Below are 26582 nucleotides of genomic sequence, written 5' to 3' on the forward strand. Positions count from 1 at the left end.
CTTCCCATGCTACGCAAGACCCTTGTTGGCCTCACCCTCGGCCTGCTCGCCGCTACCCAGACGTTGGCTACCACGCTGGTGGTGGGCGATCAGAGCTATAACACCCGTACCGTGATGGAAGCCGCCGGTGTCCTCGACGACCTGCCGTACCAGCTGGACTGGAAGCAATTCACCGCCGGTTCGCCGGTGGCCGAGGCGCTCAACGTCGGCAGCCTCGACCTGGGCCTGCTGGGCGATGCGCCGCCGCTGTTCCTTGGCGCCCTCGGCGCGCCGATCAAGGTGGTCGGCATCAGTCGTCAGAGCCTTGACGGGGTGGCAGTGCTGGTGCGCGGCGATTCCAGCATCCGTAGCCTGGCGGATCTGCAGGGCAAGACGGTGGCCATCTGGAAGGGCTCCTGGAGCCAGCAATTGGCCTTGTCCGCCCTGGATCGCGCGGGCGTACCACGCGATCGGGTGAGCTTCCGCTACCTCAACGCCCTGGATGCCTCCCATGCGCTGGAGGGCGGCTCGGTGGACGCCATCGCCACCTGGGAGCCCTATGTCACCCAGGCCCAGCGCCATGGCGCCCGGGTGCTCACCACCGCCGAAGATCTGATCCCGGCACAGAGTTTCGTGGTGGCCAGCCAGCGCGCCCTGGACGATGCCGCCAAGCACCGTGCCATCGGCGACTTCCTCCAGCGGCTGCAACAGGCACGGACCTGGGCCAATGCCGATCCGGCGCATACGGCGCGTTATGCCCGCGCCTGGGCCGAGCGCACCCGCGCTGATGCGGCCATCGCCCAGGCCTGGTTCGCCCGTGCCCGCACCAGCATCGGGCCAGTCACTCCTGCAGCCATTGCCCAGGCGCAGCGCACCGTCGACTTCTTCGCGGGCGAAGGGCTGGTCAAGGGCTATGACGCCAGCCGTCTGTTCTACGATGGCTTCGGCACGAGCCTGGCCCCGCTCGCGCAGACGGCGCAACGCTGAGCACCGGGCAGCGGAGGAGGTGTTGCGTTATGCTTGAGGCGCATATCCACCAGCAGGAAGTCAGACGCCTCCTCATGAAGACGGACGATATCGAAGCCTTCGTCGCGGTGCTCCGCAGCGGCTCCCTCAACGCCGCCGCGCACACGCTGGGCCTCACCCAGCCGGCCATCACCCGGCGCCTGCAGAGCCTGGAGCAGGATCTCGGGGTCGAGTTGCTCGACCGCCACACCAAGCCGCTCAAGCCAACGCGCCTGGGTCAGGAGGTCTACGGTCATTGCCGTGCCATTCTGCGCGAGATGGATGCCCTGCGCGAGCGGGTGGCGGGTGATACCCCGCCGTCTGGACTGCTGCGCCTGGGCGTACCCCAGACCCTGGGCGATGCGCTGTTGCTGGAGGCCGTGAAAGACATCCGCACCCGCTACCCGGAGCTGCGCACCCAGGTGGCGACCGGCTGGGGCAGCGTACTGGTGAGCCGGATCGAGCACGGCGAACTGGACGGCGCCCTGGTGCTGTTTCCGGCCAACAAGGTCTTTCCCGACGGTATCGAGGCCCAGGCCCTGGGCGCCATGCCCTTGCAGGTGGTCTGCGCCCGCGCGCAGGCGCCGGCCAAACCCAAGCGCCTGGCCGACCTCCAAACGCAGGGCTGGGTGCTCAATCCCGATGGCTGCGGCTTTCGCGCCAGTCTGCAGCGCACCCTGGCCGAGCAGGGCCAGGCGCTGCGCATCAACCTGGAAACCTATGGCACCGAACTCCAGCTCGGTCTGGTGGCGGATGGCCAGGGCCTCGGCCTGGTCCCGGCACCGCTGCTGGCCTTGAGCGCCCATCGCGAACGGCTGGCGGTGATCCCCTTGAAGGACTTCAAGCCGGAGATCCAGCTGTGGCTGGTCCACCCACGCTTTCTCGGGCCGCTGCAGGAGGTGGTCGAGGGCTTCGGGCGGGCGGCGAGTCAGCTGTTGGCAGCCTCCTGACAGCAGAACGCCCGGCAGCCTGGCTACCGGGCGTCCGCTAACGCCTGCTTAGGCCGCAGGTTTCGCCAGGAACTCCCGCAGCACGTAGTGCAGGATGCCGCCGGCCTTGAAGTAGCTCACTTCATTGAGCGTGTCGATGCGGCAGAGCACCTCGACGCTTTCCAGGCTGCCATCCTCACGGGTGACTTCCAGGGTCAGCGGCATGCGCGGGCGCAACTCGACACCGTCGATGCCCAGCACGGCGATCTTTTCCTTGCCGGTCAGCCCCAGGGACTTGCGATCGACGCCGTCCTTGAACTGCAGCGGCAGCACGCCCATGCCCACCAGGTTGGATCTGTGGATACGCTCGAAACTCTCGGCGACCACGGCCTTCACGCCCAGCAGATTGGTGCCCTTGGCGGCCCAGTCACGGGAGGAACCAGTGCCGTATTCCTTGCCGGCGATGATCACCAGCGGGGTGTTTTCCAGCTCGTACTTCATGGCCGCGTCGTAGATCGACAGCTTTTCGCCAGTGGGGACGTGGAAGGTGTTGCCGCCTTCCTCGCCGCCCAACATCTCGTTCTTGATGCGGATGTTGGCGAAGGTGCCACGCATCATGACTTCGTGGTTGCCACGACGGGAGCCGTAGGAGTTGAAGTCGGCATAGTCCACGCCGTGCTCAGCGAGGTAGCGACCGGCGGGGCTGTCTTTCTTGATGTTGCCGGCAGGGGAGATGTGGTCGGTGGTGACCGAATCGCCCAGCAACGCCAGGATGCGAGCATCGTGGATGTCGGCGATACGCGGCGGATCGCCGGCAATCGTCTCGAAGAAGGGCGGATTCTGGATGTAGGTGGAGTCGGCATCCCAGACATAGGTCTCGGCGTCCGGCACCTGGATCGCCTGCCACTTCTCGTCACCGTCGAAGACGGCGCCGTATTGTTTGTGGAACATGGCGGTGTCGAGCTTCTGCACGGCGTCGGCCACTTCCTGCTGGCTGGGCCAGACGTCTTTCAAATAGACCGGCTGACCATCGTTGCCCGTGCCCAGCGGCTCCTGGGTCAGATCGACCTTGACGCTGCCGGCGAGGGCATAGGCCACCACCAGCGGCGGCGAGGCCAGCCAGTTGGTCTTGACCAACGGATGCACCCGGCCTTCGAAGTTACGGTTGCCGGAGAGCACCGAGGCTACGGTGAGATCGGCGTCCTGGATCGCTTTTTCGATGGGATCGAGCAGCGGACCGGAGTTGCCGATGCAAGTGGTGCAGCCATAGCCGACCAGATCGAAACCGAGGTCGTTGAGATAGGGGGTGAGTCCGGCGGCGTTGTAGTAGTCGGTCACCACCTTGGAGCCGGGGGCGAGGGACGACTTCACCCAGGGCTTGCGCATCAGGCCCTTCTCGGCGGCCTTCTTCGCCAGCAGACCGGCGGCCATCATCACGCTGGGATTGGAGGTGTTGGTGCAGGAGGTGATGGCGGCGATCACCACGGCACCGTCCTCCAGCTGGAAGGTCTGGCCGTCGAGCTGGACTTCCACGCCACTGCCAGCCTTGGGGGCCTCGGCTTTTTTCGGCGCCAGGGCAGTGAAATCGCCAAAGGTCTTGGCGACCTCACCGAGCAGCACACGATCCTGCGGTCGCTTGGGGCCGGCCAGGCTGGATTGGACTTCGCCCATGTCCAGCTCCAGCACGTCGGTGAACACCGGCTCGTCGCCGGGATTGCGCCACAGGCCCTGGGCCTGGGTGTAGGCCTCCACCAGTTGCACGGTTTCCTCGGGGCGACCGGACAGGCGCAGGTAATCCAGGGTGATCTGGTCCACCGGGAAGAAACCGCAGGTGGCGCCGTACTCCGGCGCCATGTTGCCGATGGTGGCGCGGTCGGCCAGGGGCAGGGTGGCCAGGCCATCACCGAAGAATTCGACGAACTTGCCCACCACGCCTTTCTTGCGCAGCATCTGGGTCACGGTCAGCACCAGGTCGGTGGCAGTGATGCCCTCGCGCAGCTTGCCGGTGAGCTTGAAGCCCACCACCTCGGGGATCAGCATGGACACCGGCTGGCCGAGCATAGCCGCCTCGGCCTCGATACCGCCCACGCCCCAGCCCAGCACGCCCAGGCCATTGATCATGGTGGTGTGGGAGTCGGTGCCGACCAGGGTGTCGGGGAAGGCATAGGTGCGGCCGTCCTCGTCCTTGGTCCAGACGGTGCGGCCCAGGTACTCCAGGTTGACCTGATGGCAGATGCCGGTGCCCGGCGGGACCACGCGGAAGTTGTCGAAGGCGTTCTGGCCCCAGCGCAGGAAGGCATAGCGCTCGCCGTTACGCTCCATCTCGATCTCGACGTTCTTGTGGTAGGCGTTTTCGCTGGCGTAGCGATCCACCATCACGGAGTGGTCGATCACCAGATCGACGGGGGAAAGCGGATTGATCCGCTGCGGATCGCCACCGGCCTTGGCCACGGCTTCGCGCATGGCGGCCAGGTCGACCACTGCCGGTACGCCGGTGAAGTCCTGCATCAGCACCCGCGCCGGCCGGTACTGGATCTCGCGATTGGCGGTGCGGGTCTTGGTCCAGTCGGCCAGGGCCTGGAGGTCCTCGCCGGTAACGGTCTGGTTGTCTTCCCAGCGCAGCAGGTTCTCCAGCAGCACCTTGAGGGACTTGGGCAGCTTGTCGAGAGTGCCCAGGGTCTGGGCCGCGTCGGGTAGGCTGTAATAGTGGTAGGTGCGCTCACCGACCTGCAGGGTCTTGAGGCTTTTGAGGCTGTCCAGGGCTGGCATCAGGGGTCTCCTTATCGACGCTTCGACGGTTGCCCGCTGGCCGTACGAGCCTCGAAACGTGAAGGAGACCCGTACCAGCGCTGCGCGGACTGATTTTTCTAGGTGTAGTACTGGACCGACAGCCGCCGCTGGCGTTCCCCAGCGGGCGCGCTGGGGTATAGTGCGCGCCCTGCGTGACCGCTTGAGGAAGCCCTGTCGTGAATACCCTGTTGCTGCTGTGCCGTACCGGATTCGAAGGCGAGGTCTGCGCCGAGCTCGGCGAGCGGGCGGCGCTGCTCGGCGTGGGCGGATACGCCAAGGGCAAGCCGGGTGCGGCCTATGCGGAATTCGTCTGTGGCGACGCCGAGGGTGCCGCCCGGTTGATGCAGAACATCACCTTCGGCGAGCTGATCTTCCCTCGTCAGTGGTCCCGTGGCGCCTTTCTCAGCCTGCCCGAGCAGGACCGCATCGGTCCGCTGCTGGAGCTGCTGGCCAGCTATCCCGTCTGCGGCAGCCTGGCTCTGGAGATGCCCGATACCAATGACGGCAAGGCGCTCTCCACCTTCTGCAAGAAATTCGAGCGCCCCCTGACCCTGGCGCTGCGCAAGGCAGGTCGTCTGGTGGACGATGCCCGGGCGCCACGCCTGCAGCTGACCTTTCTCAGTGGTCGCGAGGTTTTCGTCGGCGTGGTCGAGCCGGACAACGCCGCGCTCTGGCCCATGGGCATCCCACGGCTGAAGTTTCCTCGCGAGGCCCCCAGTCGCTCGACGCTCAAACTGGAAGAGGCCTGGCACCAGTTCATTCCCCGCGCCGAATGGGAGACCCGTCTGGCGCCGGAGATGCGCGCCGTGGACCTGGGCGCAGCGCCTGGTGGCTGGACCTGGCAGCTGGTGGCCCGCGAGATGCTGGTGACGGCGGTGGACAATGGCCCGATGAACGAGGCGCTGATGGACAGCGGCCTGGTGGAGCACTTGCAGGTCGACGGCTATGCCTATGTTCCCAAGCGCCCGGTGGACTGGATGGTCTGCGACATCGTCGAGAAGCCCGCGCGTACCGCGGCGCTGATCGAGCGCTGGATCGGCGAAGGTCATTGCCGCGAGGCGGTGGTCAATCTCAAGCTGCCGATGAAGCAGCGCTATCGCGAAGTGGCCGGCATCCTCGAACGCCTGCGCGACCATTTCGAAGATCGCGGCCAGCGCGTGGTCATCGGCTGCAAGCAGCTCTACCACGACCGCGAGGAAGTGACCTGTCATCTGCGCCGGCTGGATCGGAAACCCTGAGAACCTATCCAAAGTTTGCTGCGCGTTGGCCAGGCTGCGTTGAAAACCGCCTGGATCGCCAGCCCGCTCTGAGGTGGACCCGTCGAAACGCTCATTTACACTCGTAAACTGGGCTTCCTCGACGGCTTTATTCGCTGGCGCTCACCCTTCGGGCCAGCCGTTGGCTGTTACTCTCGCTGGTCGTTGCGCCTTGCCTGTCTTTAGCTCGCGAAACTTTGCACAGGTTCTCGCGCCTACTCGATATCTATTTTTAGCGTTTTCTGGAGTACCGATGACCCTCGAAGCCGATGCCACCCTCGACGCCAGCGGGCTGAATTGTCCGGAGCCGGTGATGATGCTGCACAACAAGGTGCGCGACATCGCCCCCGGCGCCCTGCTCAAGGTCATCGCCACCGACCCCTCCACCCAGCGCGACATCCCCAAGTTCTGCGTCTTCCTCGGTCATGAACTGGTGGAAAAGAGCGAAGGGGACGGGCGTTATCTGTATTGGATTCGCAAGAAGGTGGAGTGAGGGTTGCGCGAAAGCTCGCTTTGATATTGTGAATTGGCTCACAATAAGTGATCTAGCAAGCAAGGAAGCCTTTTTATGAAAGCCAGGATGCTGGGTGTTGTCTCGCTCATTCTCGCGGGGTGCACGTCGGTACAGGTCCAGCCCGTCGCCGTACGCCCGGATTTGGTATGTATCCAGGAGAATCCTGCGGTTTGGGTGAAGGACTTTCTCCCCGTGGTCCGGGCCGGCTTTGCTCGGCACAGCGTGCCTACCGAGAGCTATACGCAGGTGCCACGCGAGTGCCCATACATTCTTGAGTACACCGCGCGGCAAACCTGGGACGGCGTGCCTTACTTATCAGCTGCCGAGCTGACCCTGCGTGACGCCAGTGGGCGCCTGGTGGGTCAGGCTGACTATCACCTGCGGGGTAAGGGTGGTTTCTCCCTTATGAAGTGGCAGGGGACCGCAACAAAGATCAATCCGGTGGTAGATGAGCTCTTGGGTCAGATGCGTCCCGCACCTGTCACCAGACCGACCACGAGTGCTGTCCCTACCTCCGCACCTGCCGGGCTGACCTTTGAAGACGAATTGGCTGCGCTTCAGGCAAAAAACCTCAGCTATCAGGACTACAGCAATCAGTACCGTGCGCTTCGGCAGCGCTATGGTCTGGATCGCTGACTTCAATGTCGAGCCCGTAACGTTGGGCTTCGCTTACGCTCAGCCTACCTACGACGCGTAGCCAAGGCCCCACCGCACGGGGTTGGCTTTCGTAGGTTGGGTTGAGACGGCTCCATCGTCGAAGCCCAACAGGACGATGCCCGTCACCCCGTAACGTGTAAAACCGCGCAGCGTTTTCCACCGTCGAGCCCCGAACCCGTGGACAAGGGCATGCCGTTGTCCAGCCTACGCTCAGGCAGCATCCAAGCCTTTGACCACGCCCAGCAGATGCTCCCCGAGCCGGCGATGCTGGTCCGCCTCGAAATGCACGCCGTCCACTGGGCTTACCTGGATGATTTCCCCGGCATCGACGAAGGTCGCGCCCTGGGCTTCGGCTACCTGGCGATAGCGTGCGGCCAGTTGGCGAGACTTGGCCGCGCCGCCGGCGAAGATCTCGCCGAGAAAGCCCACTTCCTCGATGGGCGCCGGGGCCATGACGATGAGCCTGGGCGTAGCGCCGTCCGGGCCGGCATTGCAGCGCTTGATCTCTTCCAGCAGCACCTGCAAGGCACTGGCGATGTCCGCGGGCGTCACCGACAGCCGCGCCTTGAGGTCGTTGGTACCCAGCATCAGCAGCAGGACATCCACGGGCAGCTGGCTTTCCAGGCAGGGCCGGAGATAGCTGAGGCCGTTCTTGTGGTGGCCGTCGATGGGGTCGTCATGCACCGTGGTCCGCGCCGGCAGGCCTTCTTCGATCACCCGCCAGTCGCTGCCCAGGCCGCGGGCCAGGACGCCGGTCCAGCGTTCGTCCCAGCCGAAGCGTTTAAGTAGGCCGGGCTGGGTCAGGGGGCGGGTGCCGTGGGTGTTGGAGTCGCCATAGCAGAGCAGGGTACGCAAGGGCATGGGAAAGCCTCGTCGGGACAGGTCATCCTCACCCTAGTGGCTATTCCCGCCGGTCGCGAGGGCCGGCGGTCGTGCCAGCGCAGCCGGGTCAGCCCTCGCTCGGCGCCTGGCCGCCGCGGGTCGCCTGATCCAGCGGCGAGCCGCCCACCTCGTAGCGCACGTTCATGCGCGGCGAGGCCAGCTCGATGCCGGCGTCGTCCAGGTAGCGCTTGAGTTTGAGGTTGAAGGCCCGCGAGACCTCCCACTGCTTGATCGGCGCGGTCTTGAAGCGGAATCTCAGGATGGCCATGCCGGAATCGAAGCTCTCCACCCCCTGCAGCTCCAGCGGTGACCAGATGTCCCGGCCGATGAAGGGATCCTGGCGGAGGGTACGACCCACTTCCTGGACCATCTCGATGGCCTTGTCCACCGATAGCGCCTGGGGGATCGGCAGGCGGAAGATGGCGTAGCCGAATTGCCGCGAGTAGTTCTGGATGCTCTTGATCTCGCTGAAGGGGATGGTGTGGACGATGCCGTCGATATCCCTGAGTCGCACGGTGCGGATGGTCAGGCCCTCCACGGTGCCCAGGTGGTTGCCGACGTCGACATAGTCGCCGATGGCCAGGGAGTCCTCGATGATGATGAACAGCCCGGTAATGAGGTCGGCTACCAGGCTTTGAGCGCCGAAGCCCACCGCCAGGCCGATGACGCCGGCACCGGCCAGCAGCGGGGTGACGTTCACGCCCATGTTGGCCAGGGCGACGATCAGGGCGATGACGAAGATGGTCAGGAACAGCACGTTGCGGATCAGCGGCAACATGGTCTGGGCGCGGGCGTTGTTGGGGCTGACGCGGTGCAGATTGAGGCCGCGGTGGATGGCGGTGTCGGCCAGGATCCACACCAGCCAGGCCAGCAGCAGGGTGCCGCCCAGGCCAAAGAATTTGCTGGCGACCGCATGACCGTCGCCCTGGCTGAATCTCAGCAGCGAGAGATTCCAGGCGCGCAGGGCCAGCTCGATGCCTACCAGCCAGATGACGATGCCCAGCACCAGCACGAAGAAGGCGCGCAGCCGTTCGGCATAGGCTTCCTGGATGCGTCCACTGGGCCGGCGGCGCAGCAGCCGCGCCCGTACCAACGCATTCAGGCCCAGGGCGGCGCCCATGGTCACGGCGAACAGCAGCGCGCGACGCAGGGCGTCGCTGGTGTCGCCGGCGGAGACGAAGGTGGCCACCACCGATACCGCCACCAGGATCAGCAGCGGCAGGTGCCAGAGCCGGGCGATCAGGTGGCGCACGCCCTGCAGGCCACGCAGGGCCTGCCGTTTGGCCAGCGGCTGGTTGCGGATCAGGTGGGCGATGGGGCGGCGGAATCTCAAGGCGAACTGCGCGGTGAGCAGCGCCGCGCAGATATTGGCCCCGATGGCGATGACGGCGGCCAGGTGTGGCCCTAGGGTCTCGGCCAGGTGCGGATCGCTGGCGGCGCCGCCGAGGGCGGCCAGGCTGCCGATGATCCACAGTGGACGGAAGGCGCGTCGGCGCAGGATCAACAGGGCGCGGTTGCGATGGGCGCCGCTGGGGAGGGAGCAGATCACCACCACCGTGGCGGCGAACAGGGGACCGGTGACGGCGGCATAGGCCAGGGCGACGGCCACCGTCTTGCCCAGTGAATCCGGCAGCCACAGGGACACCACCAGGGTCAGGATGAAGGCCAGCAGCCAGGGCGCCAGCTTGCGCAGGGCGAAACGCACCAGATCCAGGGTCCGCGGCTGGAGCGGCAACTCCTCCGCCAGTCCGAATCTCACCCGCAGGCGGTGACTGATGCTTTTCAAGCCCAGGGCGCAGCCGGCCCAGAAGGCCAGGGTGATGACGAAGCCGGAGAGCAGGTTGAGGCGCTGCTCGGGCGCCGGTACCAGTGCGGCCAGTTCGGCACCGGCCTGCTCCAGCTGGTACTGCCAGCGTTGGCGCAGGTTGTCGCGCTGCAGCTGTTGCTCGACCACCGTCATGGTGTCGGTGATCAGGCCGATCACGCCCTGGGAGGCGCTGGGTTCGGCCTTGGCCTGGGCCGCCTGCAGCTTCTTGAGATCCGCCAGCAGGCGATTGCGCTGCTGCTCGCTTTCCAGGGTCTTGATGACCTGGTCCAGGGACTGACCGAATTGCGGATCGACCTGGTCCTTCTGGGTGCCCGGCAGCCCCGGCAGGGCGGCCTGGACCGGGCCGATGAGCAGAAAGCAGAGGCAGAGGAGTTGTAGCAGGCGAAAGATCATCGAAGCCGCACGCTCACGAAAGAGGGAAACCCTCGTCCCGGTCGGCAGGGCAGCCGTCCGCGACGAGGTGGCCAGTGTAGCAAGGGCAGCGCGCTAGGCGCTGTGGATGCGTCGACGGGCGCTGCGGGCCAGGCGTACCGACAGCAGGATGGCCGCGCAGGTCAGGCCCAGCACCAGCCCCTGCCACAGCCCGGCTGGGCCGCGCGGTGCCCCGAACCAGTCGCTCAGGCCCAGCGCCCAGCCCACCGGCAAGCCCACGCCCCAGTAGGCCAGCAGGGTGATGACCATGGTCGCCCGGGTGTCCTGATAGCCGCGCAGGGCGCCAGCGGCGGTGACCTGGATGGCATCGGAGAATTGGAAGATACCGGCGAATACCAGCAGCGAGGCCGCCAGCTGGATCACCGCCAGGTCCTGGGAGTAGAGGCCGGCGATGAAGGTGCGCGCGGTCAGCATCAGGGTGCAGGAAACGCAGGCGCAGAGCAGCCCCGCGGCCATGCCGACGCCGGCGGCGAAGCGGGCCTCGCGCGGCTCACCGCGGCCCAGTGCCTGGCCGACGCGGACGGTCACCGCCATCCCCAGCGCCAGGGGCACCATGAATACCAGGCCGGAGAAATTCAGCGCCACCTGGTGCCCGGCGACCACGGTCGGCCCCAGCTCGCCGATCAGCAGGGCCACCACGGAAAAGATGCTGGATTCGGCGAACACCGCGATGCCGATGGGTACACCGATGGCCAGCAGGGCGCGCAGCGTCGGGCCGTGCGGCCGCTCGAAGCGGGCAAAGATGGCGCAGGAGCGATAGCGTTCGGTGCGGATGATCGCCAGCATGGCCAGCAGCATCGCCCACATCACCGTGCCCGAGGCGAAGCCGCACCCAGCACCGCCCAGGGCCGGCAGCCCCAGGTGCCCATGGATGAAGATCCAGTTCAGCGGCACATTCAGCGCCAGACCGGCGATGCCCACCAGCATCGCCGGCCGGGTGCGCCCGAGGCCGTCGCTGAAGCAGCGCAGCACATAGTAGAAGGCGGTGGCCGGCAGGCCCATAGCGATGCCCTTGAGATAGAGCAGGGTCGGGCCGATCAGCTGGGCGTCGACATGCATGGCCACCAGCAGGGGGCGGGCGTTGAGCAGCAGCAGGCTGGCGATGAGGCCACAGCCCAGGGCCAGCCACAGCGCCTGGCGCACCAGCGGACCGATCTCCTGGCTGCGGCCGCCGCCGTGGCGCTCGGCCACCTTGGGCGTGGTCGCCAGCAGGATGCCGGTCATCAGCAGGAACACCGGAATCCACACGGAGTTGCCCAGGGCGACGGCGGCGAGGTCCAGCGGGCCGACGCGACCGGCCATGACGGCGTCGACGAAGCCCATGGCCGAATGGGAGAGCTGGGCGATGACGATGGGCGCGGCCAGGGAGAGCAGGGCGCCGAATTCACGTCTGATACGGGGCAGGGTGGAGGTCACTTGATCGTTCGGTCAGCTTCGGGGCCGATAGTCTAGTCTTCATGGCTGGCGTGACAAGCCTCGCGGCGACCATTGCCTGGTGCGGGATGCCTGCTAAAGTGCCGGTTCCCTCCCTTGCAAGTGCCCAGGCATGCACATTCTCGCCGACGAAAACATTCCGCTGCTGGACGCCTTCTTCGGCCCCCACGCCACCCTCGAACGCCTCCCCGGACGCGCCTTCGATCGCGCTGCCGTGAGCCGCGCCGATGCCCTGCTGGTGCGCTCCATCACCCGCATCGACGAGACGCTGCTGGCCGGATCTCGGGTCGGCTTCGTTGGCACCTGCACCATAGGCACTGATCATCTGGACCTCAGCTATCTGCAGCAGGCGGGTATCCGTTGGCGCAATGCGCCCGGCTGCAACGCCCGCGGCGTGGTGGACTGGGTGCTGGGCGCCTTGTTGGCACTGGCCGACGGCGCTGGCGCCGACCTGGCCAAGCGTACCTACGGCATCGTCGGCGCCGGCCAGGTCGGAGGCCGCCTGGCCGAGGTGTTGCGGGGCCTGGGCTGGACGGTGCTGGTCTGCGATCCGCCACGGCAGGCGACCGAGCCGGGCGACTTCCACAGCCTGGACGAGTTGATCGAGCGCTGCGACGTGCTCTGTCTGCACACCCCACTGGTCCGTGATGGCGAACAGCGCACCCTGCACCTGTTCGATGCGACGCGCCTGGCAAGATTGCGTCCGGGCAGCTGGCTGCTCAATGCCTGCCGGGGCGAGGTAGTCGACAACGTCGCGCTGCGTACGCATCTGGCCGGTGGCGCCGAGCTGAAAGTGGCCTTGGATGTCTGGGAAGGCGAGCCAGGTATCGATCCTGAACTGGCCCGTCTCTGTCAGCTGGTGACGCCCCATATCGCCGGGCACAGCTTGGAAGGCAAGTGGCGCGGCACCGCGCAGATCTATGCGGCGTTCTGCGCCTGGGCGGGAGAGACGCCACGGTTGAGTCTGGACGAGCTGTTGCCACCGCAGCAGCTAAAGCGCCTGGTGTTCAGCGGAGATGCGCCCGAGGCGACGGCCTTCAGGCGTGTCTGTCGCGCGGTCTACGATCCGCGCGACGACGATGCGGCGCTACGTGCGACCCTCGGCCTGCCGGCCCTGGCGCGCGCCCAGGCGTTCGACGCCCTGCGCAAGGGCTATCCCATGCGTCGGGAGATTCCGGGGCTGCTGCTCGAAGGGGCGGGTGTGGCTCGGCTGGCGAGTGCCCTGGGCTGCGACTGGCGACATGGCGACGACTCCGAAAGCGGCGGTGTCGCTTAGGACCGAGGCGGAGCGGAAGCGTTCACGCAGGACAGCGGCCCCCGCCAGTCGGCCTGGATGGCCGAGAGACGGGACGCGCGAAATCAGTGGTATTCGCAGAGGTAGGCGGTGTCTTCCGCGACCTTGAGCTGGAACTTGGCGTTGGCCGGCACGGTGAACTGGCTGCCCGCGGCGAAGGTTTCCCAGCTCTCGCTGCCCGGCAGCTTGACGGTCAGGGCGCCGGCCACCACATGCATGATCTCCAGCTGGCTGGTGCCGAATTCGTATTCGCCAGGGGCCATCACGCCGAGGGTGGCCGGCTTGGACTTGAGGCTGAAGGCGATGGATTTGACGGTGCCGTCGAAGTATTCGTTGACCTTGAACATCGGATTTCCTTGTGCGAGAGCGGTTAGAAGCGTCCGCGAGTATGCCCAAGGCCGTCCCCGGCTGTCACCGGTCCACACCGCGACTAGCGGGCGAAGGCGGGCAGGCTGGCCGGCAGCAGCTTGGCGGTATTGCGCGCATCGGTCTCGGCACGGTGCAGCACCCCGGTAAAGGCCAGCCCCGCCGACTCCAGCGCGGCGGTGAGACCCAGCGGGCGCGCCAGACCGCGGGCCTTGGCGAAGGCCTGTTTGAGATTGCGGTGCGGCACCCGCGCCAGATGGGTGTGCAGATCATGCTCGCGCCAGGCGCGCTCCAGCAGGCGGCGGTCGAAATCGCCCCAGCTGCACCAGCCGGCCAGGGTGGTTTCATAGGCGCCCAGCCAGCGCTCGAAGCCCAGCCAGGTGCCCGCCAGCGGCTCGGCGCCATCGACATCCGCCTGGCTGATGTGGGTGAGGTCGCGGCAGAAGGGCGTCAGCAGCGGCAGGCGCTCGGGCTGGACGAAGCTCTGGTAGCGATCCAGTTCCTGCCCCTCGGCGTTCACCATCACCGCGCCGATCTCGATGATTTCCATCAACTCCAGCGGCCAGCCGCCTTCGTCGGTGGTCGCCTCCAGGTCCAGCACCAGCCAATGCTTCATCGTCACGCCCTCGGGCCAGCCGCCCCGCTCATCGCAGATATGACGGCCGAAAAATCTCTGGGTTGCGTAGCATCGTGCGAATGAATGTTACATTCATGACTCGATAGCGACATCTGGTCACGATTTGCTTGTGAGGCTCTAGCCTTGCTTTTAAGCTTCAAGCCTCTTCTCTAGCGAGTTTCACCATGGAATGCCGTCCGGGCTGTGGCGCCTGTTGCATCGCGCCGTCGATCTCCTCACCGCTGCCACGCATGCCCCAGGGCAAGCCTTCCGGCGTGCGCTGCGCCCACCTGGACAGTACCAATCGCTGCGATCTGTTCGGCTCTCCGCTGCGCCCGGCGGTGTGCGGCGGCTTCCGGGCCGAGCTGGCCTTCTGCGGCAGCAACAGCGCCGAGGCCATGGCCATCCTCTTGCGCCTGGAGGGTGAAACCGCCGCCTGATCCGGTTCTGAACTGCGCTCTCCGACAATCACAACAACAAGGGACGTCCCATGCACAAGCCGCTTCGCTCCATCCTCGCCCTGACCCTGCTCGTCGCCACTGGTCTGGCCCAGGCCGAAGACTGGCAACTCGCCAAGCAGGAAGACGGTATCCAGGTCTATACCCGCGCCGTCGCTGGCTCCAAGTACAAGGCCTATCGCGGCGTGGTCCAGATCAAGGCCGATCCAGCCACCATCGCCAAGCTGCAGGACGATCCGGTGGGCTCCTGCAAATGGATCTTCCGTTGCCAGTCGCTGCAGGTGCTCAAGCGGCAGGACAACCAGGCCTGGACCTACATGCGCATCGAGATGCCCTGGCCGGTGACCGCGCGCGACGTGGTCTTGCATATCACCGAGCAGAAGACCCCCGACGGCGGCTTCACCCGCACCCTCGAAGGCCAGCCCGACTATCGTCCTGCCGCCGATGGCTATGTGCGGGTGGCGAGCTTCCAGGGCCAGTGGCGCGTGGTGCCGAAGAACGGTGGCTCGGAAGTGACCTACGAGGCCCAGAGCGAGCCCGGTGGCAGCGTGCCGTCCTGGCTGGCCAACAGTTTCGTGGTGGATGCCCCGCTCAACACCCTGAAGGGTCTGCGCCAGGCCGCGCAGCGCTGATCCGGCGTCTCTAGGCAAAAGGCCTGGCTCCCGTGGCGCCGGACCTTTTTTATACCACCCCTGTGCCGGATCTTGCCGGCCCCAAGGTATTCCCTGGTAGCCTTTTTTTAATACCACCCCTATAGCGCTGAAGCAGAGGGGACTCACCTCTCTGCTTCAGCGGTGGTAATCAACGAGCCGGGTTGGCTACCGAATGACTGCGTTTCTTGCGCCGCCAGCCGTCCACCAGGCGGAAGGCCAGCAAGGCGGCGCCGATGGCTGCGTAGATCGACCACTCTTCGAGATCCGAGCGCACGATCCAGAGATAGTGCAAGAGCCCCAGGCCCAGCACCAGATAGGCCAGCCGATGCAGTTCCTTCCAGCGCTTGCCCAGGCGGCGCATGGCGGGGCGGTTGGAAGTGACGGCCAGGGTCAACAGGATCAGCAGGGCCGCGGCGCCGACGATGATGTAGGGCCGGCGCTGCAATTCCACCCCCAGTTGCGACAGGTCGAAGCCCAGGACGAAAGCCAGGTAGCCCAGGAAGTGCAACAGGGCGTAGGTGAAGGTCCAGAGCCCGAGCTGACGGCGGATCACCGGCCAGAGCTTCCACCGGGTGAGGCGCGACAGCGGGGTCAGGCTGAGGGTCAGCAACAGCAGCACCAGGGCGCCGGTGCCCAGCTTGTCCACCAGTGCCTTGCCCGGATCCGGACCGAGGGCGAAGATCCAGGCCTGGTACAGCCACCACAGCGGCGGGCAGAGCGCGGCGATGAACACCGCGACCCGCCAGAGCAGCAAGCCCATCAGTAGTTTCTCCGCAGATCCATGCCGCTGTAGAGCGAAGCCACTTCCTCGCCATAGCCGTTGAACATCAGGGTCGGCCGCACGTTGGGGCTGAACAGGCCACTGGGCAGGCGCCGTTCGCGGGCCTGGCTCCACCGCGGGTGGTCCACTTCCGGATTGACGTTGGCATAGAAGCCGTACTCGTTGGGTGCCATGCCCTGCCAGGTGGTGCGCGGCTGTTCTTCCACCAGGCTGATCCGCACGATCGACTTGATGCCCTTGAAGCCGTATTTCCAGGGCACGATCAGGCGGAGCGGCGCGCCATTCTGGTTGGGCAGCACCCGACCGTACATGCCTACCGTCATCAGCGTCAGCGGATGCATGGCCTCGTCCAGGCGCAGGCCTTCGACATAGGGCCAGTCCAGCAGGGCGAAGCTGGAGTTCATGCCGGGCATGTGCTGCGGATCCTTCAGCGTCTCGAACCTCACGTAGCGGGCCTTGCCGGTGGGCTCGACGCGCTTGAGCAGGCTGGCCAGCGGAAAGCCCAGCCAGGGAATGACCATGGACCAGGCCTCGACGCATCTCATGCGATAGATGCGCTCTTCCAGGGTGTCGGGGCCGAAGAGGTCTTCCAGGCCGTAGGTGCCTGGCTTGCCCACCTCGCCGTCGACCACCACGCTCCAGGGCTGGGTCGGCAGCTGGCCGGCATGGGCCGCGGGATCGCTCTTGTCCGGCCCGAATTCGTAGAAGTTGTTGTAGTGGGTGGCGTCCTTGAAGGGCGTGATGTCTTCGCCCTTGACCGTGGCCGCCTGCCAGCGGGTATCCGGCAGCTTGCGCTCGAACCAGTCCGGGCCCTTGGCGGCTTCGACGTCGCCGTAGCTGGAGGCGGCGGCCAGGGCCCAGCCGGGCAGGGCGGCGCCGGCAAGCAGGGCGCCGCTGGCACCGAGCAACTGGCGCCGGGACAGGTAGACGGCTTCGGGAGTGATCTCCGACCCACGACAGGCAGAGCGCGGAACGATCTTGATCGGCATGACGGACCTCGATGGGGGCGCTCGACAGGGAGCGGCTGGCTAACAGCGTGAGACATCCCGGTCGTGAAAAGCTTCCCACGCCAACGATAGCCCGCCGTCCCGGTCGGCGGAAGGCCGTTGCGCTCGGACGGGCGGGACGTTCAGGCCGCCGCCAGGCGCCTTCGGGACCCCGTGCCATACTGCGGCGACCTCTCGCCCTCAGGAGTGCCCGATGAAGAAGCTGATCAATAGCCCCACCGCGGTGGTTCGTGAACTGCTCGAAGGTCTCGTCAGCCTGGATCCCGGCCTGGCCCTGCTGGCCGAGGAACAGGTCATCCTGCGCCAGCCCTTGGCCGCTGCCGCCGAACGCCCGGTGGCGGTGATTTCCGGCGGTGGCAGCGGCCACGAGCCAGCCCATGCCGGCTACGTCGGGGAAGGAATGCTGACCGCCGCGGTGGCTGGTGACGTCTTTACCTCGCCCAGCGTGGATGCCGTATTGGCCGCGATCCGGGCGGTCGCCGGTCCCGCCGGGGCGCTGCTGGTGGTCAAGAACTACACCGGTGATCGTCTCAACTTCGGCCTGGCCGCGGAACTGGCGCGCAGCGAAGGCATTCCGGTCGAGACGGTGCTGGTGGCGGACGACGCCGCCCTGCGCCATACCGTGGCTCCGGAGCGGCGCCGCGGCATCGCCGGCACTGTGCTGATCCACAAGCTTGCCGGCGCGGCGGCCGCGGCCGGACAGTTGCTGGCGGAGGTGGCCAGCCTGGCCCGCGCTGCGAGTGCCGACCTACGCAGCATGGGTGTCGCCCTGGGCGCCTGCACGGTACCGGCGGTGGGGCACCCAGGCTTCCAGCTGGCGGAGGACGAGGTGGAGTGGGGCCTCGGCATCCATGGCGAGCAGGGCGTCGAGCGCGGCCCCTGGCTGGGCGCCGACGCCACCGTGGCGCGGCTGCTGGATACCCTCATCGAAGACGGCGGCTACGCCAGGGGGACGCGCCTGGCGCTGCTGGTCAATGGCCTGGGCGCGACGCCGCCGCTGGAACTCGCGCTGGTGGCGCGGGCGGCGCTGAGCCAGTTGCGCCAGCGGGGCCTGGTGGTGGAACGCACCTGGACCGGTACCTTTCTCAGCGCCCTGGACATGCCCGGCTGTTCGCTGTCGCTGCTACCGGTGGATGAGGCGCGCCTGGCGCTGCTCGATGCGCCGACCCTGGCCCGCGCCTGGCCGGGCACCGGCCAGGTGCCGGCTGCACCCACCCTGTTGCCCGCACCTGTAGCGGTAGCTGAAACAACCCCACGCACCCCTGGTCCCCTGGCCGAGCGTCTGCAGGAGGCGGCAGATGCGATCATCGCCAGCCTGCTGGCCAACGAAGCTCGCCTCACCGATCTGGACAGCCGCGCCGGGGATGGCGATCTCGGCACCAGCCTGGCCCGTGGCGCCGAAGCGCTGCGCGCCTTGCCAGCCAGCGCCTGGTACGCCCCGGCCAGTGCCCTGGCAGCCATGGGGCAGGCTCTGCGCCGCGCCATCGGCGGCAGCTCCGGACCCTTCTACGCCTGCGCCCTGGTCCGCGCCGCCCAGGTGCTGGACGGGGTGGAGCGACCCACGCTGGCTCAATGGGCCGAAGCGTTCGATGGCGGCGTCCAGGCCCTTGCCGAACTCGGCGGCGCCCAACCGGGCCAGCGCACCATGCTCGATGCCTTGCGACCGGCAGCGGATGCCCTGTCGGACAGTGCCCGGACTGGTGCCAGCCCGGCGCAGGCCTTTGCCACGGCCCTCGCTGCCGCTCGCGAGGGCGCCGCGGCTACCGCCGAGATGCTGCCGGCCCAGGGCCGCGCCAGCTACCTGGGCGAGCGCGCCCGCGGCATTCCCGATGGCGGCGCCGTGGCGGTGGTCTGCTGGCTGGAAGCCCTGGAACCCGTGATCGCCCGCTAGGGCGAGTCAGCGCCATGGCCGGTCCCGCGGCGACCGGGCCAGCCATGGCGGCAGACCAGCGACAGCAGGGCGCCAACGAAGGCCAGGGCCATGTCCTTTTGCGCGTCCCAGGGGTCGCCCTGGGCGCCGACGAAGGCTTCCGCGGCGTCGCCCGCCAGCAGATCGGCGCCCAGCCATTCCATCAATTCGTAACCGGCTGAGGAGGCCAGGATGAATTCCAGGGCCACATAGGCGCTCCGCCAGCCGCGCAGCCCGGTCAGGCCCTGGACCACTTCCCGAATTGGCCGGGCCAACAGCAGGCCATAGGCGAGGTGGACCAGCCGGTCGTAGTGGTTGCGCTGCAGATCCAGGACCTCGGTCAGCCGGTAACCGGTCAGGGCCTGCCAGGCGTCGTCGTAGGGCACCCGGGAATAGGTGTAGTGGGCGCCGATCTGGTGCAGCACCAGAAAGCCGAAGAGTTGCAGGCTGGCGCTGGCCGACAGCCGAAGCCGTCGCTGGACCAGGGCCACGCCCAGCACGGCGATGATCACCAGTAGCTGCTCGATCGTCCAGGTGAAACGGTCCAAGGGGGACCAGCCGAGCGCCAGGGTAAGGACGGCCAGGGTCAGCAGAAGAAGGAGTTGCAGACGGGAACGACGGGTGGGGTTCAAACGCGAGAGCCTTGTCCGGAATGCGGAGCGTCGCGACGACGGCCCCTGCTGCGTGGACCTCCGCTCGACCGCCAGCGTTCGAATGCGGCGACCCGATATCGTCGCGGCGTCGCTGCAAAAACAGCAAGCGCAGCGGAGGCACCGGCGCCGCTTGCCCGCGGTCCCACGGGCAGGACCTTTCCCTCCCCTGGAGCTCTCGATGTCCATCCTGCCACCGCTCTCGGCTTTCGATTCGAGCCTGGCACTGTTGCGCGAAGGCTATGCCTTCATCAGCAATCGCTGCGATCGCCTGGATAGCGATGTCTTCGCCACCCGGCTGTTCCTGCAGCCCATCCTCTGTCTGCGTGGCCAGGCGGCGGTGGAGCTCTTCTATCGTGAGGAACGTTTCACCCGAGTGGATGCCGCGCCCCGGTCACTGCGCCAGACACTGTTCGGCGAAGGCGGCGTCCAGGGCCTGGATGGTGCGGCTCACCGCCAGCGCAAGGCGCTCTTCCTTGAGATTACCCGGCCGGCGCGGGTGGAGGCCTTGATCACCCGGGTGGAACGGGAGTGGCGCGCCAGGCTGCCCAGCTGGCAGAGCCGCGGCGAGATTATCCTGCTGGACGAATTGCATCGCCTCTATACCCGCGCGGTCTGCGACTGGGCGGGCGTCACCCTGGCCCCGGAAGAGGAGGGGCAGCGCTGTGCCGACCTGGTCGCGCTGCTCGAAGGCGCCGGCAGCCAAGGCCTGGCCAACCTGGGCGCTCGCCGGGCACGTCGGCGGCTGGAGCGCTGGCTTGGCGGGCAGGTCGAGCAGGCCCGCAAGCAGCCGGCACCGACTGGCAGCGCCCTGGCGCTGATCGCGCAGCACCGGGAGCCGGATGGTCAGCCGTTGTCGCCACGGGTGGCCGCGGTGGAGCTGCTCAATGTGCTGCGGCCAACGGTGGCCGTAGCACGCTTTTCCACCTTTGCCGCCCTGGCGCTTTACAAGCAACCGGCCTGGCGCGAACGGTTGCGGGCCGATCCCGCCGCCCGGTTGCCTTTCGCCCAGGAGGTGCGACGCTTCTACGCCTTCTTTCCCTTCACCGTGGCGCGAGTACGGGAAACCTTCGAATGGCACGGCGTCGCCTTCCGCCGCGGCACCCGCGTCCTGCTGGATCTCTATGGCACCAATCGCGATCCGCGCAGCTGGGAGCGTCCCGAGGTGTTCGAGCCCACGCGCTTTGTCGCCGAGGCGATCCCGGCCGCCGCCTTCGTACCCCAGGGCGGCGGCGATGTGGCCCATCAGCACCGCTGTCCGGGCGAAGGCATCGCCCTGGCGCTCATGACCTCCGCCCTGCGCCTGCTGCTGCAGGACATGACCTACCAGGTGCCAACCCAGGATCTGCGCATCGATCTGGCGCGGATGCCGATGCGCCCCGCCAGCGGCCTGATCCTGAGCGAGGTCCAGGCGGTGCAGCGCATCCGCAGTTCGGTGGCCTAGCTTGCTCCGGGGGTCGGAGCGCCTCGTCATGGCGCTCGCGCAGCAGCAGCGGCCGGTCAGGCAGGCCGCGGCGCCACCTGGGTACGTGCCGTGAGCAGACTCACCAGCACGAAGCTGACCAGACTCAGGCCGAGGCTGAAATAGATCGGCGTATTCGCCTCCAGGCCGTCCTTGAGCATGAAGACGATGGCCGCGATCGAGCCCAGCAGCATGCTCGCCAGCGCTCCGGCCGTGGTCGCGCGCGGCCAGAGGATGGCACCGAGCAACGGCACCAGGATGCCGCCCACCAGCAGGTTGTAGGCCAGGGTCAGGGCGCCGATGACGTCATTCACCAGCAAGGCGACGGCGAGCACGGCCAGGCCGGTCAGCAGGGTGAAACCACGTGCCATGCCCAGGGTCGAGGCCTTGCCGCCACGCAGCCGGGGCAGGAGGTCCTCTGTCAGGGTAGTAGAGGCCGCCAACAGTCCGGCACTGGCGGTGGACATCATGGCGGCCAGGGCGGCGGCGATCACCAGGCCGCGGATGCCGTCCGGCAGGGTACTGCGGACGATGGCGGCGAAGGCGTTGTTGGCATCGCCCAGATCCGGCAGCAGCACCCGGGCGCACATGCCGATCAGCGCACCTACCAGACCATAGAGTACGCAATAGACGCCGGCCAGGCTGCCCGCCACTCGCGCCACGCCTTCACTGCGCGCGGTGAAGACCCGCTGCCAGATGTCCTGGCCGATGAGGATGCCGAAGAAGTAGATCAGGAAGTAGGTGAAGATGGTGTCATAGCCAATGCTGGTCAGGGCGAAGGCGCTGGCCGGCAGCTTGGCCACCAGGGCGTCCCAGCCACCGACCCGGGTCAGGCAGATGGGTAGCAGCACGAACATCAGGCCCGCGGTCTTGATGACGAACTGGACGATATCGGTCAGCGTCAGCGACCACATGCCGCCGATGCTGGAATAGATCACCACCACGCTGCCGCCGAGCAGAATGGCGCTCCAGAACGGCAACTCGAACAGCACCTGGATCACCGTGCCCATGGCCAGCACCGAGACCACGCTGAGCATCAGCGCATAGACGAACATGATGGCGGCGCTGGCCTGGCGCGCCAGAGGCGTGTAGCGTCGTTCCAGCACCTGGGTCACGGTATAGATGCGCAGCTTCAGCAGTGGCTTGGCGAGAAAGAGGTTGAGCACCAGGATGCCGCCGCCCAGCATGGCGCACAGCCAGAAGCCGGACAGGCCATGGACGTAGCCCAGCCGCACCGTGCCCACGGTGGCGGCGCCCCCCAGCACGGTGGCGGCCATGGTGCCCAGGTAGCAGGCCGGACCGAGGTTGCGGCCGGCGACGAGGAATTCCTCCTGATTGCGGGCACGGCGCATGCCGTACCAGCCGAGCAACAACATGGCCAGGGCATAGGCCAGGACGACGGAAATATCCAGGATCATTGACGGGATCTCTTGTAGGGCTGAGCAAGGCCGGCGCGCCGGCCCCATGACAGGGTTCGGGATCAGGCGGCGCGGATGCCTGGAGGTGTTGCGCGGGCACGTCGGCGTCTGGGGCGCCGTGCACCGGCCGGGCCATAGACGGCAACCGGTTCCGGGAACAGCAGGAGCAAAATCAGGTAGAGCAGGGCGGCGCTGCCCAGGGCCAGGGGCAGGCTCAGGTCGATGCCGCCGGCCAGCGCGCCCAGGGGGCCCACGAACTGGCCGGGCAGGTTGACGAAGGCCAGCCCGAGCAGGGCGCTGGGAATCCAGGCGCCCATGCCGCGCCAGTTCCAGCCGTGGTGGAACCAGTAGCGGCCACCGCGCTCGCCACGGGTGAACACCTGGAGGTCGTCCGGGCAGTAGAAACCGCGGCGTACCAGCAGGCCCAGGATCATGATCACCATCCAGGGGCTGGTGCAGATCACGATCAGCACCGCGAAGGTGGAGACGCTCTGCACCAGGTTGAAGCTGAAGCGCCCGATGAAGATGAAGGCGATGGCCGCCAGGCCGATCAGCAGGGTCGCCCGCACCCGGGTCAACAACCGTGGCAGCACGCTGGAGAGATCCAGGCCGGTGCCATAGAGCGCCGTGGTGCCGGTGGACAGGCCACCGATGACCGCCAGCAGGCACACCGGCAGGAAGTACCAGGTGGGGCTTATGGCCAGCAGGCCACCCACATAGTTGTTCTGCGCGATATAGGCGGGGGCCTGCACCGCCACCAGGGAGGCGGTGGCCAGGCCGAACAGGAAGGGAATCAGGGTGGCGGTCTGAGCCGCGATCACCGCCAGCAGGATGCGTCGGCGGGGCGTCCGCTGGGGAATGTAGCGCGACCAGTCGCCGAGAAAGGCGCCAAAGGACACCGGATTGCTCATGGCCACCAGCGCCGCGCCGATGAAGGCGGCCCAGAAGCCCGGTTGGCCCAGTTGCAGGGTGCCTTCGTAAGTGGCGTCGAAGCTGCCGGCGAAGGCCGGGATGCCGAGGAGGAACAGCAGGCTGGCACTGATCACGGCGATCTTGTTGACCCACAGCATGAAGCGAAAGCCATAGAGGCAGACCGTCAGCACCAACATGGCGAACAGTCCGTAGGCCAGGCCCAGGGTCAGGGCGTTCTCCGGCAATCCGATCAGGCGCTGGGCCCCGCCTATCAGGGCGTCGCCGGAACTCCACACCGACAGCGAGAAGAAGGCGATGGCGGTGAGCAGGGAGAGAAAGGAGCCGACGATACGCCCATGCACGCCGAAGTGAGCGCCCGAGGAGACGGCGTTGTTGGTGCCGTTGAGCGCGCCGAACAGACCCATGGGCGCCAGGATCAGCGCCCCACACAGGACCCCGCTTGCGATGGCCAGCACCCCGGCCTGGAACGACAAGCCGAATAGGATCGGAAAACTACCCAGGACGGCAGTGGCGAAGGTGTTGGCACCGCCGAAGATCAGACGGAAGAGATCGAAGGGGGTGGCATGGCGTTCGTGGTCGGGAATCTGCTCGACCCCGAAGGTTTCGATACGGGTGATGCCGTCATGATGGTCCATGGATGACGCCTCGACACGGTTATACGCAGGCTGGACCTGCGTTCTTGTTGTCGGCGGACCAGGAGGTCCGCCGGTGTTCGGCAGCGAAAAGACAGCGGGTGGGTGACCGTCATGGCGGGTCACCGCACCTTGGAGGGTCAGCGGTAGGCGACCCCCGGCAGCACACAGAGCATCTCGTAGAGCAGATTGGCGCCAAGCAGGGCGGTATTGCCGGTGGTGTCATAGGGCGGCGACACCTCCACCAGGTCGCAGCCCACCAGATCGAGGCCGCGGCAGCCGCGGATGATTTCCAGCGCCTGGATGGTGGTCAGCCCGCCGATCTCCGGGGTACCGGTGCCTGGCGCCCAGGCCGGATCGATGCTGTCGATGTCGTAGGACAGGTATACCGGCCCGCCGCCCACCCGCTCGCGCACCTCGGCCATCAGCGGGGTCAGGGACTGATGCCAGCACTCCTCGGCCTGCACCACCCGGAAGCCCTGTTCGCGGCACCAGTCGAAGTCGTCGGCGGCATAGCCCTGGGCCCGCAGGCCGATCTGCACCACCCGGTCGCAGTCCAGCAGGCCTTCTTCCACTGCGCGGCGGAACGTGGTGCCATGGGCGATCCTCTCGCCGAACATGTGCTCGTTGACGTCGGCATGGGCATCCACGTGCACCAGGCCGATCTTGCCGTATTTCTTCTTCATGGCCCGCAGGATGGGCAGCGTCAGGGTGTGGTCGCCGCCCAGGGTGAGGGGGGTGACATCGTGCTCCAGCACCCGGTCGTAGTGCTCTTCGATCAGCCGCACCGTGTCCAGCAGGTTGAAGGTATTGATGGCGACGTCGCCCAGATCGGCGACGCTCAGGGAGTCGAAGGGCGCCGCGCCGGTGGCCATGTTGTAGGGACGGATCATCACCGATTCGCTGCGCAACTGCCGCGGCCCGAAGCGGGTGCCGGAGCGCAACGAGGTACCGATGTCCAGGGGGATGCCGATGAAGGCGGCGTCGAGGCCGGCCGGGGAAGCGAGGTGGGGCAGCCGCAGCATGCTGGCGATACCGCCGAAGCGGGGCATCTCGTTGCCGCCCAGCGGCTGGTGCAGGATCTTTTCCACGGGTCATCCTCGTTGTGCTGATGACCCGATTGTGCAAAGTCACTGACAGGCGAAGAATCGGCGCGGGCAAAAAATCACTTCAGAGATTTCTGAACTAATGGCTAGACTGCCAGGCCGCGTCCACCGGGAGTCTGCCATGGCCAATGCCCTCCACGACATCCGCCTGCTCAAGCTGTTCGCCTGTGTGGTACGCCACCAGGGCTTCGCCGCGGCGCAGCAGGAGCTGAACCTGTCCACCTCGGCCATCAGCACCTACATGAGCCAACTGGAAGGGCAACTTGGGGTCACCCTCTGTCATCGCGGCCGGGGTGGTTTCGCCCTGACCAGCAAGGGCGAACTTTTCCACCAGGAGACGCTGCGCATCCTGGGCGAGATCGAAGGCTTCGAACGCTATGCCACCACCCTCAAGGGCGAACTGAGCGGCACCCTCAACCTGGGCGTACTGGATTCACTGTCCAGCGAGCCGGCGCTGCCGCTGGCTCAGGTGATCGGCAGCTATACCCACGACTATCCCGGCGTCCACCTGCATCTGGCGGTGACCAGTCCCTACGAGTTGCAGCTGGGCGTGCTCGAAGGACGGCTGGACCTGGCGGTGGGTGCCTTTTCCGCGCGCATGAACGGGGTGGTCTACCAGCCGCTGTACCGCGAGCAGCACTGGCTCTACTGCAGCGATCGGCATCCGCTGTTCCCGGAACGGCGCATTCCCGCCGAGGTGATCACCCGCCAGCGCATGGTGCGGCGCGGCTACTGGAGTCAGGCTGAGCTGGCACGCCATGGCTTCAAGGAAAGCGCCGCCACCGTGGAAAGCATTGAGGCCCAGCTGATCCTCATCCTCTCCGGCGCCTATATCGGCTACCTGCCGGAGCACTATGTCCATGCCTGGGTCGACCAGGGGCGCCTTAAGGCGCTGCAACCGGCGACCTTTGGCTATCAGGCGCCGTTCTCCCTCATCACCCGCCGAGGGCGTGGAAGGGAGCCGCTTATCCAGAGTTTTCAACGCATTCTTAAAGCCCAGATGCAACATGCCGATAGCGACTAGGACGATAACCAAAGGGTTACCGTTTTCACCTGTGCGGGCAATTAGCCACCATTTAAATGGTTGATGTCCCACGGAGTAGATAACCTGCTAGATAAGGCACCCGCATGCGCACGAATTTGCCGGTCACCCAACAGGGCCGTACCTTCAAGGAAGAAGAACGACTCATCTCCACCACCGACCTGCAGGGGAACATCACCTACTGCAACGAAGCGTTCATCGCCATCAGTGGCTATACGCGGGAGGAGCTGATCGGCAGTCCGCACAACCTGGTGCGTCATCCCGACATGCCGCCGCCGGTGTTCGGCCACATGTGGGCGACCCTCAAGGAAGGCAAGCCGTGGATGGGCATCGTCAAGAATCGCTGCAAGAACGGCGACTTCTATTGGGTCAGTGCCTACGTCACGCCGATCCTGGAACAGGGGCGGGTGATCGGCTACGAATCCGTGCGTTCCCTGCCCAGTGCCAACGAGGTGCGCCGCGCCGGCGAGCTCTATGCCCGGATCAATGTTGGCAAGGCTTCCGTGCCTCGGATCCGTCGCCTGACCAGCGCCATCTCCGCCTGCTGGT

The 26582-nt window shown here is 66.7% G+C and carries 23 protein-coding genes and 1 pseudogene; 12 read left to right on the forward strand and 12 right to left on the reverse strand.

Features of this window, described 5'->3' with window-relative positions; translation table 11 throughout:
* Positions 1-6 precede the first annotated feature (6 nt).
* Entirely contained in the window at positions 7-966 is a 960-nt protein-coding gene (locus AX284_RS05500) for an ABC transporter substrate-binding protein (protein ID WP_068383963.1), read from the forward strand.
* A 74-nt stretch (positions 967-1040) separates the two neighbouring features.
* Positions 1041-1934 carry a LysR family transcriptional regulator gene (locus AX284_RS05505; RefSeq protein ID WP_026083686.1) on the forward strand — a complete coding sequence of 298 codons (894 nt, stop codon included), beginning with the start codon at positions 1041-1043 and terminating at the stop codon, positions 1932-1934.
* A 48-nt stretch (positions 1935-1982) separates the two neighbouring features.
* Here AX284_RS05505 and acnA read toward each other — a convergent pair whose 3' ends face one another.
* Positions 1983-4682, reverse strand: coding sequence for an aconitate hydratase AcnA (acnA, locus tag AX284_RS05510; protein ID WP_068383965.1), 2700 nt, complete (start codon positions 4680-4682; stop codon positions 1983-1985).
* A gap of 197 nt (positions 4683-4879) precedes the next feature.
* On the opposite strand from acnA, the gene rlmM reads away from it, so the two are divergent.
* From rlmM to AX284_RS05525, 3 genes are all read left to right on the forward strand, one after another.
* Positions 4880-5941 carry a 23S rRNA (cytidine(2498)-2'-O)-methyltransferase RlmM gene (gene rlmM, locus AX284_RS05515; protein ID WP_068383967.1) on the forward strand — a complete coding sequence of 354 codons (1062 nt, stop codon included), beginning with the start codon at positions 4880-4882 and terminating at the stop codon, positions 5939-5941.
* A 271-nt stretch (positions 5942-6212) separates the two neighbouring features.
* A complete protein-coding gene (gene tusA / locus AX284_RS05520) occupies positions 6213-6452 on the forward strand; it encodes a sulfurtransferase TusA (protein WP_064308061.1) in 240 nt (79 codons plus the stop codon).
* 75 nt (positions 6453-6527) lie between these two features.
* Entirely contained in the window at positions 6528-7109 is a 582-nt protein-coding gene (locus AX284_RS05525) for an Sbal_3080 family lipoprotein (protein ID WP_017639683.1), read from the forward strand.
* A gap of 231 nt (positions 7110-7340) precedes the next feature.
* Here AX284_RS05525 and AX284_RS05530 read toward each other — a convergent pair whose 3' ends face one another.
* The 3 genes from AX284_RS05530 to AX284_RS05540 all read right to left on the reverse strand — a co-directional run bounded on the left by AX284_RS05530 (position 7341) and on the right by AX284_RS05540 (position 11688).
* Positions 7341-7991, reverse strand: coding sequence for an SGNH/GDSL hydrolase family protein (locus AX284_RS05530; RefSeq protein ID WP_082731515.1), 651 nt, complete (start codon positions 7989-7991; stop codon positions 7341-7343).
* Between the two features lie 88 nt (positions 7992-8079).
* A complete protein-coding gene (locus tag AX284_RS05535; protein ID WP_068383969.1) occupies positions 8080-10233 on the reverse strand; it encodes a mechanosensitive ion channel family protein in 2154 nt (717 codons plus the stop codon).
* 93 nt (positions 10234-10326) lie between these two features.
* The gene (locus tag AX284_RS05540) at positions 10327-11688 is read right to left on the reverse strand and encodes an MATE family efflux transporter (protein WP_068383971.1); all 1362 of its coding nucleotides are present in this window, start codon (positions 11686-11688) and stop codon (positions 10327-10329) included.
* A gap of 130 nt (positions 11689-11818) precedes the next feature.
* On the opposite strand from AX284_RS05540, the gene pdxB reads away from it, so the two are divergent.
* Positions 11819-12982, forward strand: coding sequence for a 4-phosphoerythronate dehydrogenase PdxB (pdxB, locus tag AX284_RS05545; protein ID WP_068383973.1), 1164 nt, complete (start codon positions 11819-11821; stop codon positions 12980-12982).
* Between the two features lie 83 nt (positions 12983-13065).
* Here the strand turns inward: pdxB and ppnP are convergent, their stop codons facing one another.
* A complete protein-coding gene (gene ppnP, locus AX284_RS05550) occupies positions 13066-13347 on the reverse strand; it encodes a pyrimidine/purine nucleoside phosphorylase (protein WP_017641737.1) in 282 nt (93 codons plus the stop codon).
* An 83-nt stretch (positions 13348-13430) separates the two neighbouring features.
* The gene (locus tag AX284_RS05555; protein ID WP_068383975.1) at positions 13431-13982 is read right to left on the reverse strand and encodes an exonuclease domain-containing protein; all 552 of its coding nucleotides are present in this window, start codon (positions 13980-13982) and stop codon (positions 13431-13433) included.
* Between the two features lie 185 nt (positions 13983-14167).
* Here AX284_RS05555 and AX284_RS05560 point away from each other — a divergent pair, with 185 nt between their 5' ends.
* Positions 14168-14422 carry a YkgJ family cysteine cluster protein gene (locus tag AX284_RS05560; RefSeq protein ID WP_026083919.1) on the forward strand — a complete coding sequence of 85 codons (255 nt, stop codon included), beginning with the start codon at positions 14168-14170 and terminating at the stop codon, positions 14420-14422.
* 50 nt (positions 14423-14472) lie between these two features.
* Positions 14473-15072 (forward strand): START domain-containing protein, encoded by a 600-nt coding sequence (locus tag AX284_RS05565; RefSeq protein WP_068383977.1) that lies wholly within the window; start codon positions 14473-14475, stop codon positions 15070-15072.
* Positions 15073-15241: 169 nt separating this feature from the next.
* On the opposite strand, the gene msrQ is transcribed toward AX284_RS05565, so the two are convergent.
* A complete protein-coding gene (gene msrQ, locus AX284_RS05570; protein WP_068383979.1) occupies positions 15242-15853 on the reverse strand; it encodes a protein-methionine-sulfoxide reductase heme-binding subunit MsrQ in 612 nt (203 codons plus the stop codon).
* A complete protein-coding gene (gene msrP, locus AX284_RS05575) occupies positions 15853-16863 on the reverse strand; it encodes a protein-methionine-sulfoxide reductase catalytic subunit MsrP (protein WP_068383981.1) in 1011 nt (336 codons plus the stop codon). Before msrP ends, msrQ begins: the two co-directional genes overlap by 1 nt.
* 211 nt (positions 16864-17074) lie before the next feature.
* Between msrP and AX284_RS05580 the strand changes: the two genes are divergently transcribed.
* Positions 17075-18772, forward strand: a complete 1698-nt coding sequence (locus tag AX284_RS05580; RefSeq protein WP_068383983.1) for a dihydroxyacetone kinase family protein — start codon at positions 17075-17077, stop codon at positions 18770-18772.
* On the opposite strand, the gene AX284_RS05585 is transcribed toward AX284_RS05580, so the two are convergent.
* Positions 18769-19422 carry a DUF2238 domain-containing protein gene (locus AX284_RS05585; protein ID WP_017641744.1) on the reverse strand — a complete coding sequence of 218 codons (654 nt, stop codon included), beginning with the start codon at positions 19420-19422 and terminating at the stop codon, positions 18769-18771. The two genes, AX284_RS05580 and AX284_RS05585, sit on opposite strands and share 4 nt — an antisense overlap.
* Before the next feature lie 199 nt (positions 19423-19621).
* On the opposite strand from AX284_RS05585, the gene AX284_RS05590 reads away from it, so the two are divergent.
* Positions 19622-20884, forward strand: coding sequence for a cytochrome P450 (locus AX284_RS05590; RefSeq protein WP_068383985.1), 1263 nt, complete (start codon positions 19622-19624; stop codon positions 20882-20884).
* Positions 20885-20940: 56 nt separating this feature from the next.
* Here the strand turns inward: AX284_RS05590 and AX284_RS05595 are convergent, their stop codons facing one another.
* The 3 genes from AX284_RS05595 to speB form a co-directional block, all read right to left on the reverse strand.
* Entirely contained in the window at positions 20941-22320 is a 1380-nt protein-coding gene (locus AX284_RS05595; protein ID WP_068383987.1) for a sodium:solute symporter, read from the reverse strand.
* Between the two features lie 62 nt (positions 22321-22382).
* On the reverse strand, positions 22383-23888 hold the full coding sequence (locus AX284_RS05600) for a purine-cytosine permease family protein (protein WP_068383989.1): 1506 nt from the start codon (positions 23886-23888) through the stop codon (positions 22383-22385).
* Positions 23889-24025: 137 nt separating this feature from the next.
* A complete protein-coding gene (gene speB, locus AX284_RS05605) occupies positions 24026-24976 on the reverse strand; it encodes an agmatinase (protein WP_068383991.1) in 951 nt (316 codons plus the stop codon).
* Between the two features lie 136 nt (positions 24977-25112).
* On the opposite strand from speB, the gene AX284_RS05610 reads away from it, so the two are divergent.
* Both AX284_RS05610 and AX284_RS12270 read left to right on the forward strand, forming a co-directional pair.
* Complete coding sequence (locus tag AX284_RS05610; protein WP_068383993.1) at positions 25113-26015, forward strand: LysR family transcriptional regulator; 903 nt, start codon at positions 25113-25115, stop codon at positions 26013-26015.
* 104 nt (positions 26016-26119) lie between these two features.
* A pseudogene (locus AX284_RS12270) lies at positions 26120-26449 on the forward strand (PAS domain-containing protein); the annotation flags it as partial.
* Between the last annotated feature and the right edge of the window lie 133 nt (positions 26450-26582).

The sequence above is a fragment of the Pseudomonas sp. HUK17 genome (assembly GCF_001566765.1).

What these genes read in the sequence shown, in the direction of transcription:
- AX284_RS05500 (WP_068383963.1), top strand. Translation starts at nt 7, where the DNA reads ATGCTACGCAAGACCCTTGTTGGCCTCACCCTCGGCCTGCTCGCCGCT.
- AX284_RS05505 (WP_026083686.1), top strand. Translation starts at nt 1,041, where the DNA reads ATGAAGACGGACGATATCGAAGCCTTCGTCGCGGTGCTCCGCAGCGGC.
- acnA (WP_068383965.1), bottom strand. Translation starts at nt 4,682, where the DNA reads ATGCCAGCCCTGGACAGCCTCAAAAGCCTCAAGACCCTGCAGGTCGGT.
- tusA (WP_064308061.1), top strand. Translation starts at nt 6,213, where the DNA reads ATGACCCTCGAAGCCGATGCCACCCTCGACGCCAGCGGGCTGAATTGT.
- AX284_RS05525 (WP_017639683.1), top strand. Translation starts at nt 6,528, where the DNA reads ATGAAAGCCAGGATGCTGGGTGTTGTCTCGCTCATTCTCGCGGGGTGC.
- AX284_RS05530 (WP_082731515.1), bottom strand. Translation starts at nt 7,991, where the DNA reads ATGCCCTTGCGTACCCTGCTCTGCTATGGCGACTCCAACACCCACGGC.
- AX284_RS05535 (WP_068383969.1), bottom strand. Translation starts at nt 10,233, where the DNA reads ATGATCTTTCGCCTGCTACAACTCCTCTGCCTCTGCTTTCTGCTCATC.
- pdxB (WP_068383973.1), top strand. Translation starts at nt 11,819, where the DNA reads ATGCACATTCTCGCCGACGAAAACATTCCGCTGCTGGACGCCTTCTTC.
- ppnP (WP_017641737.1), bottom strand. Translation starts at nt 13,347, where the DNA reads ATGTTCAAGGTCAACGAATACTTCGACGGCACCGTCAAATCCATCGCC.
- AX284_RS05555 (WP_068383975.1), bottom strand. Translation starts at nt 13,982, where the DNA reads ATGAAGCATTGGCTGGTGCTGGACCTGGAGGCGACCACCGACGAAGGC.
- AX284_RS05560 (WP_026083919.1), top strand. Translation starts at nt 14,168, where the DNA reads ATGGAATGCCGTCCGGGCTGTGGCGCCTGTTGCATCGCGCCGTCGATC.
- AX284_RS05565 (WP_068383977.1), top strand. Translation starts at nt 14,473, where the DNA reads ATGCACAAGCCGCTTCGCTCCATCCTCGCCCTGACCCTGCTCGTCGCC.
- msrQ (WP_068383979.1), bottom strand. Translation starts at nt 15,853, where the DNA reads ATGGGCTTGCTGCTCTGGCGGGTCGCGGTGTTCATCGCCGCGCTCTGC.
- msrP (WP_068383981.1), bottom strand. Translation starts at nt 16,863, where the DNA reads ATGCCGATCAAGATCGTTCCGCGCTCTGCCTGTCGTGGGTCGGAGATC.
- AX284_RS05580 (WP_068383983.1), top strand. Translation starts at nt 17,075, where the DNA reads ATGAAGAAGCTGATCAATAGCCCCACCGCGGTGGTTCGTGAACTGCTC.
- AX284_RS05590 (WP_068383985.1), top strand. Translation starts at nt 19,622, where the DNA reads ATGTCCATCCTGCCACCGCTCTCGGCTTTCGATTCGAGCCTGGCACTG.
- AX284_RS05595 (WP_068383987.1), bottom strand. Translation starts at nt 22,320, where the DNA reads ATGATCCTGGATATTTCCGTCGTCCTGGCCTATGCCCTGGCCATGTTG.
- AX284_RS05600 (WP_068383989.1), bottom strand. Translation starts at nt 23,888, where the DNA reads ATGGACCATCATGACGGCATCACCCGTATCGAAACCTTCGGGGTCGAG.
- AX284_RS05610 (WP_068383993.1), top strand. Translation starts at nt 25,113, where the DNA reads ATGGCCAATGCCCTCCACGACATCCGCCTGCTCAAGCTGTTCGCCTGT.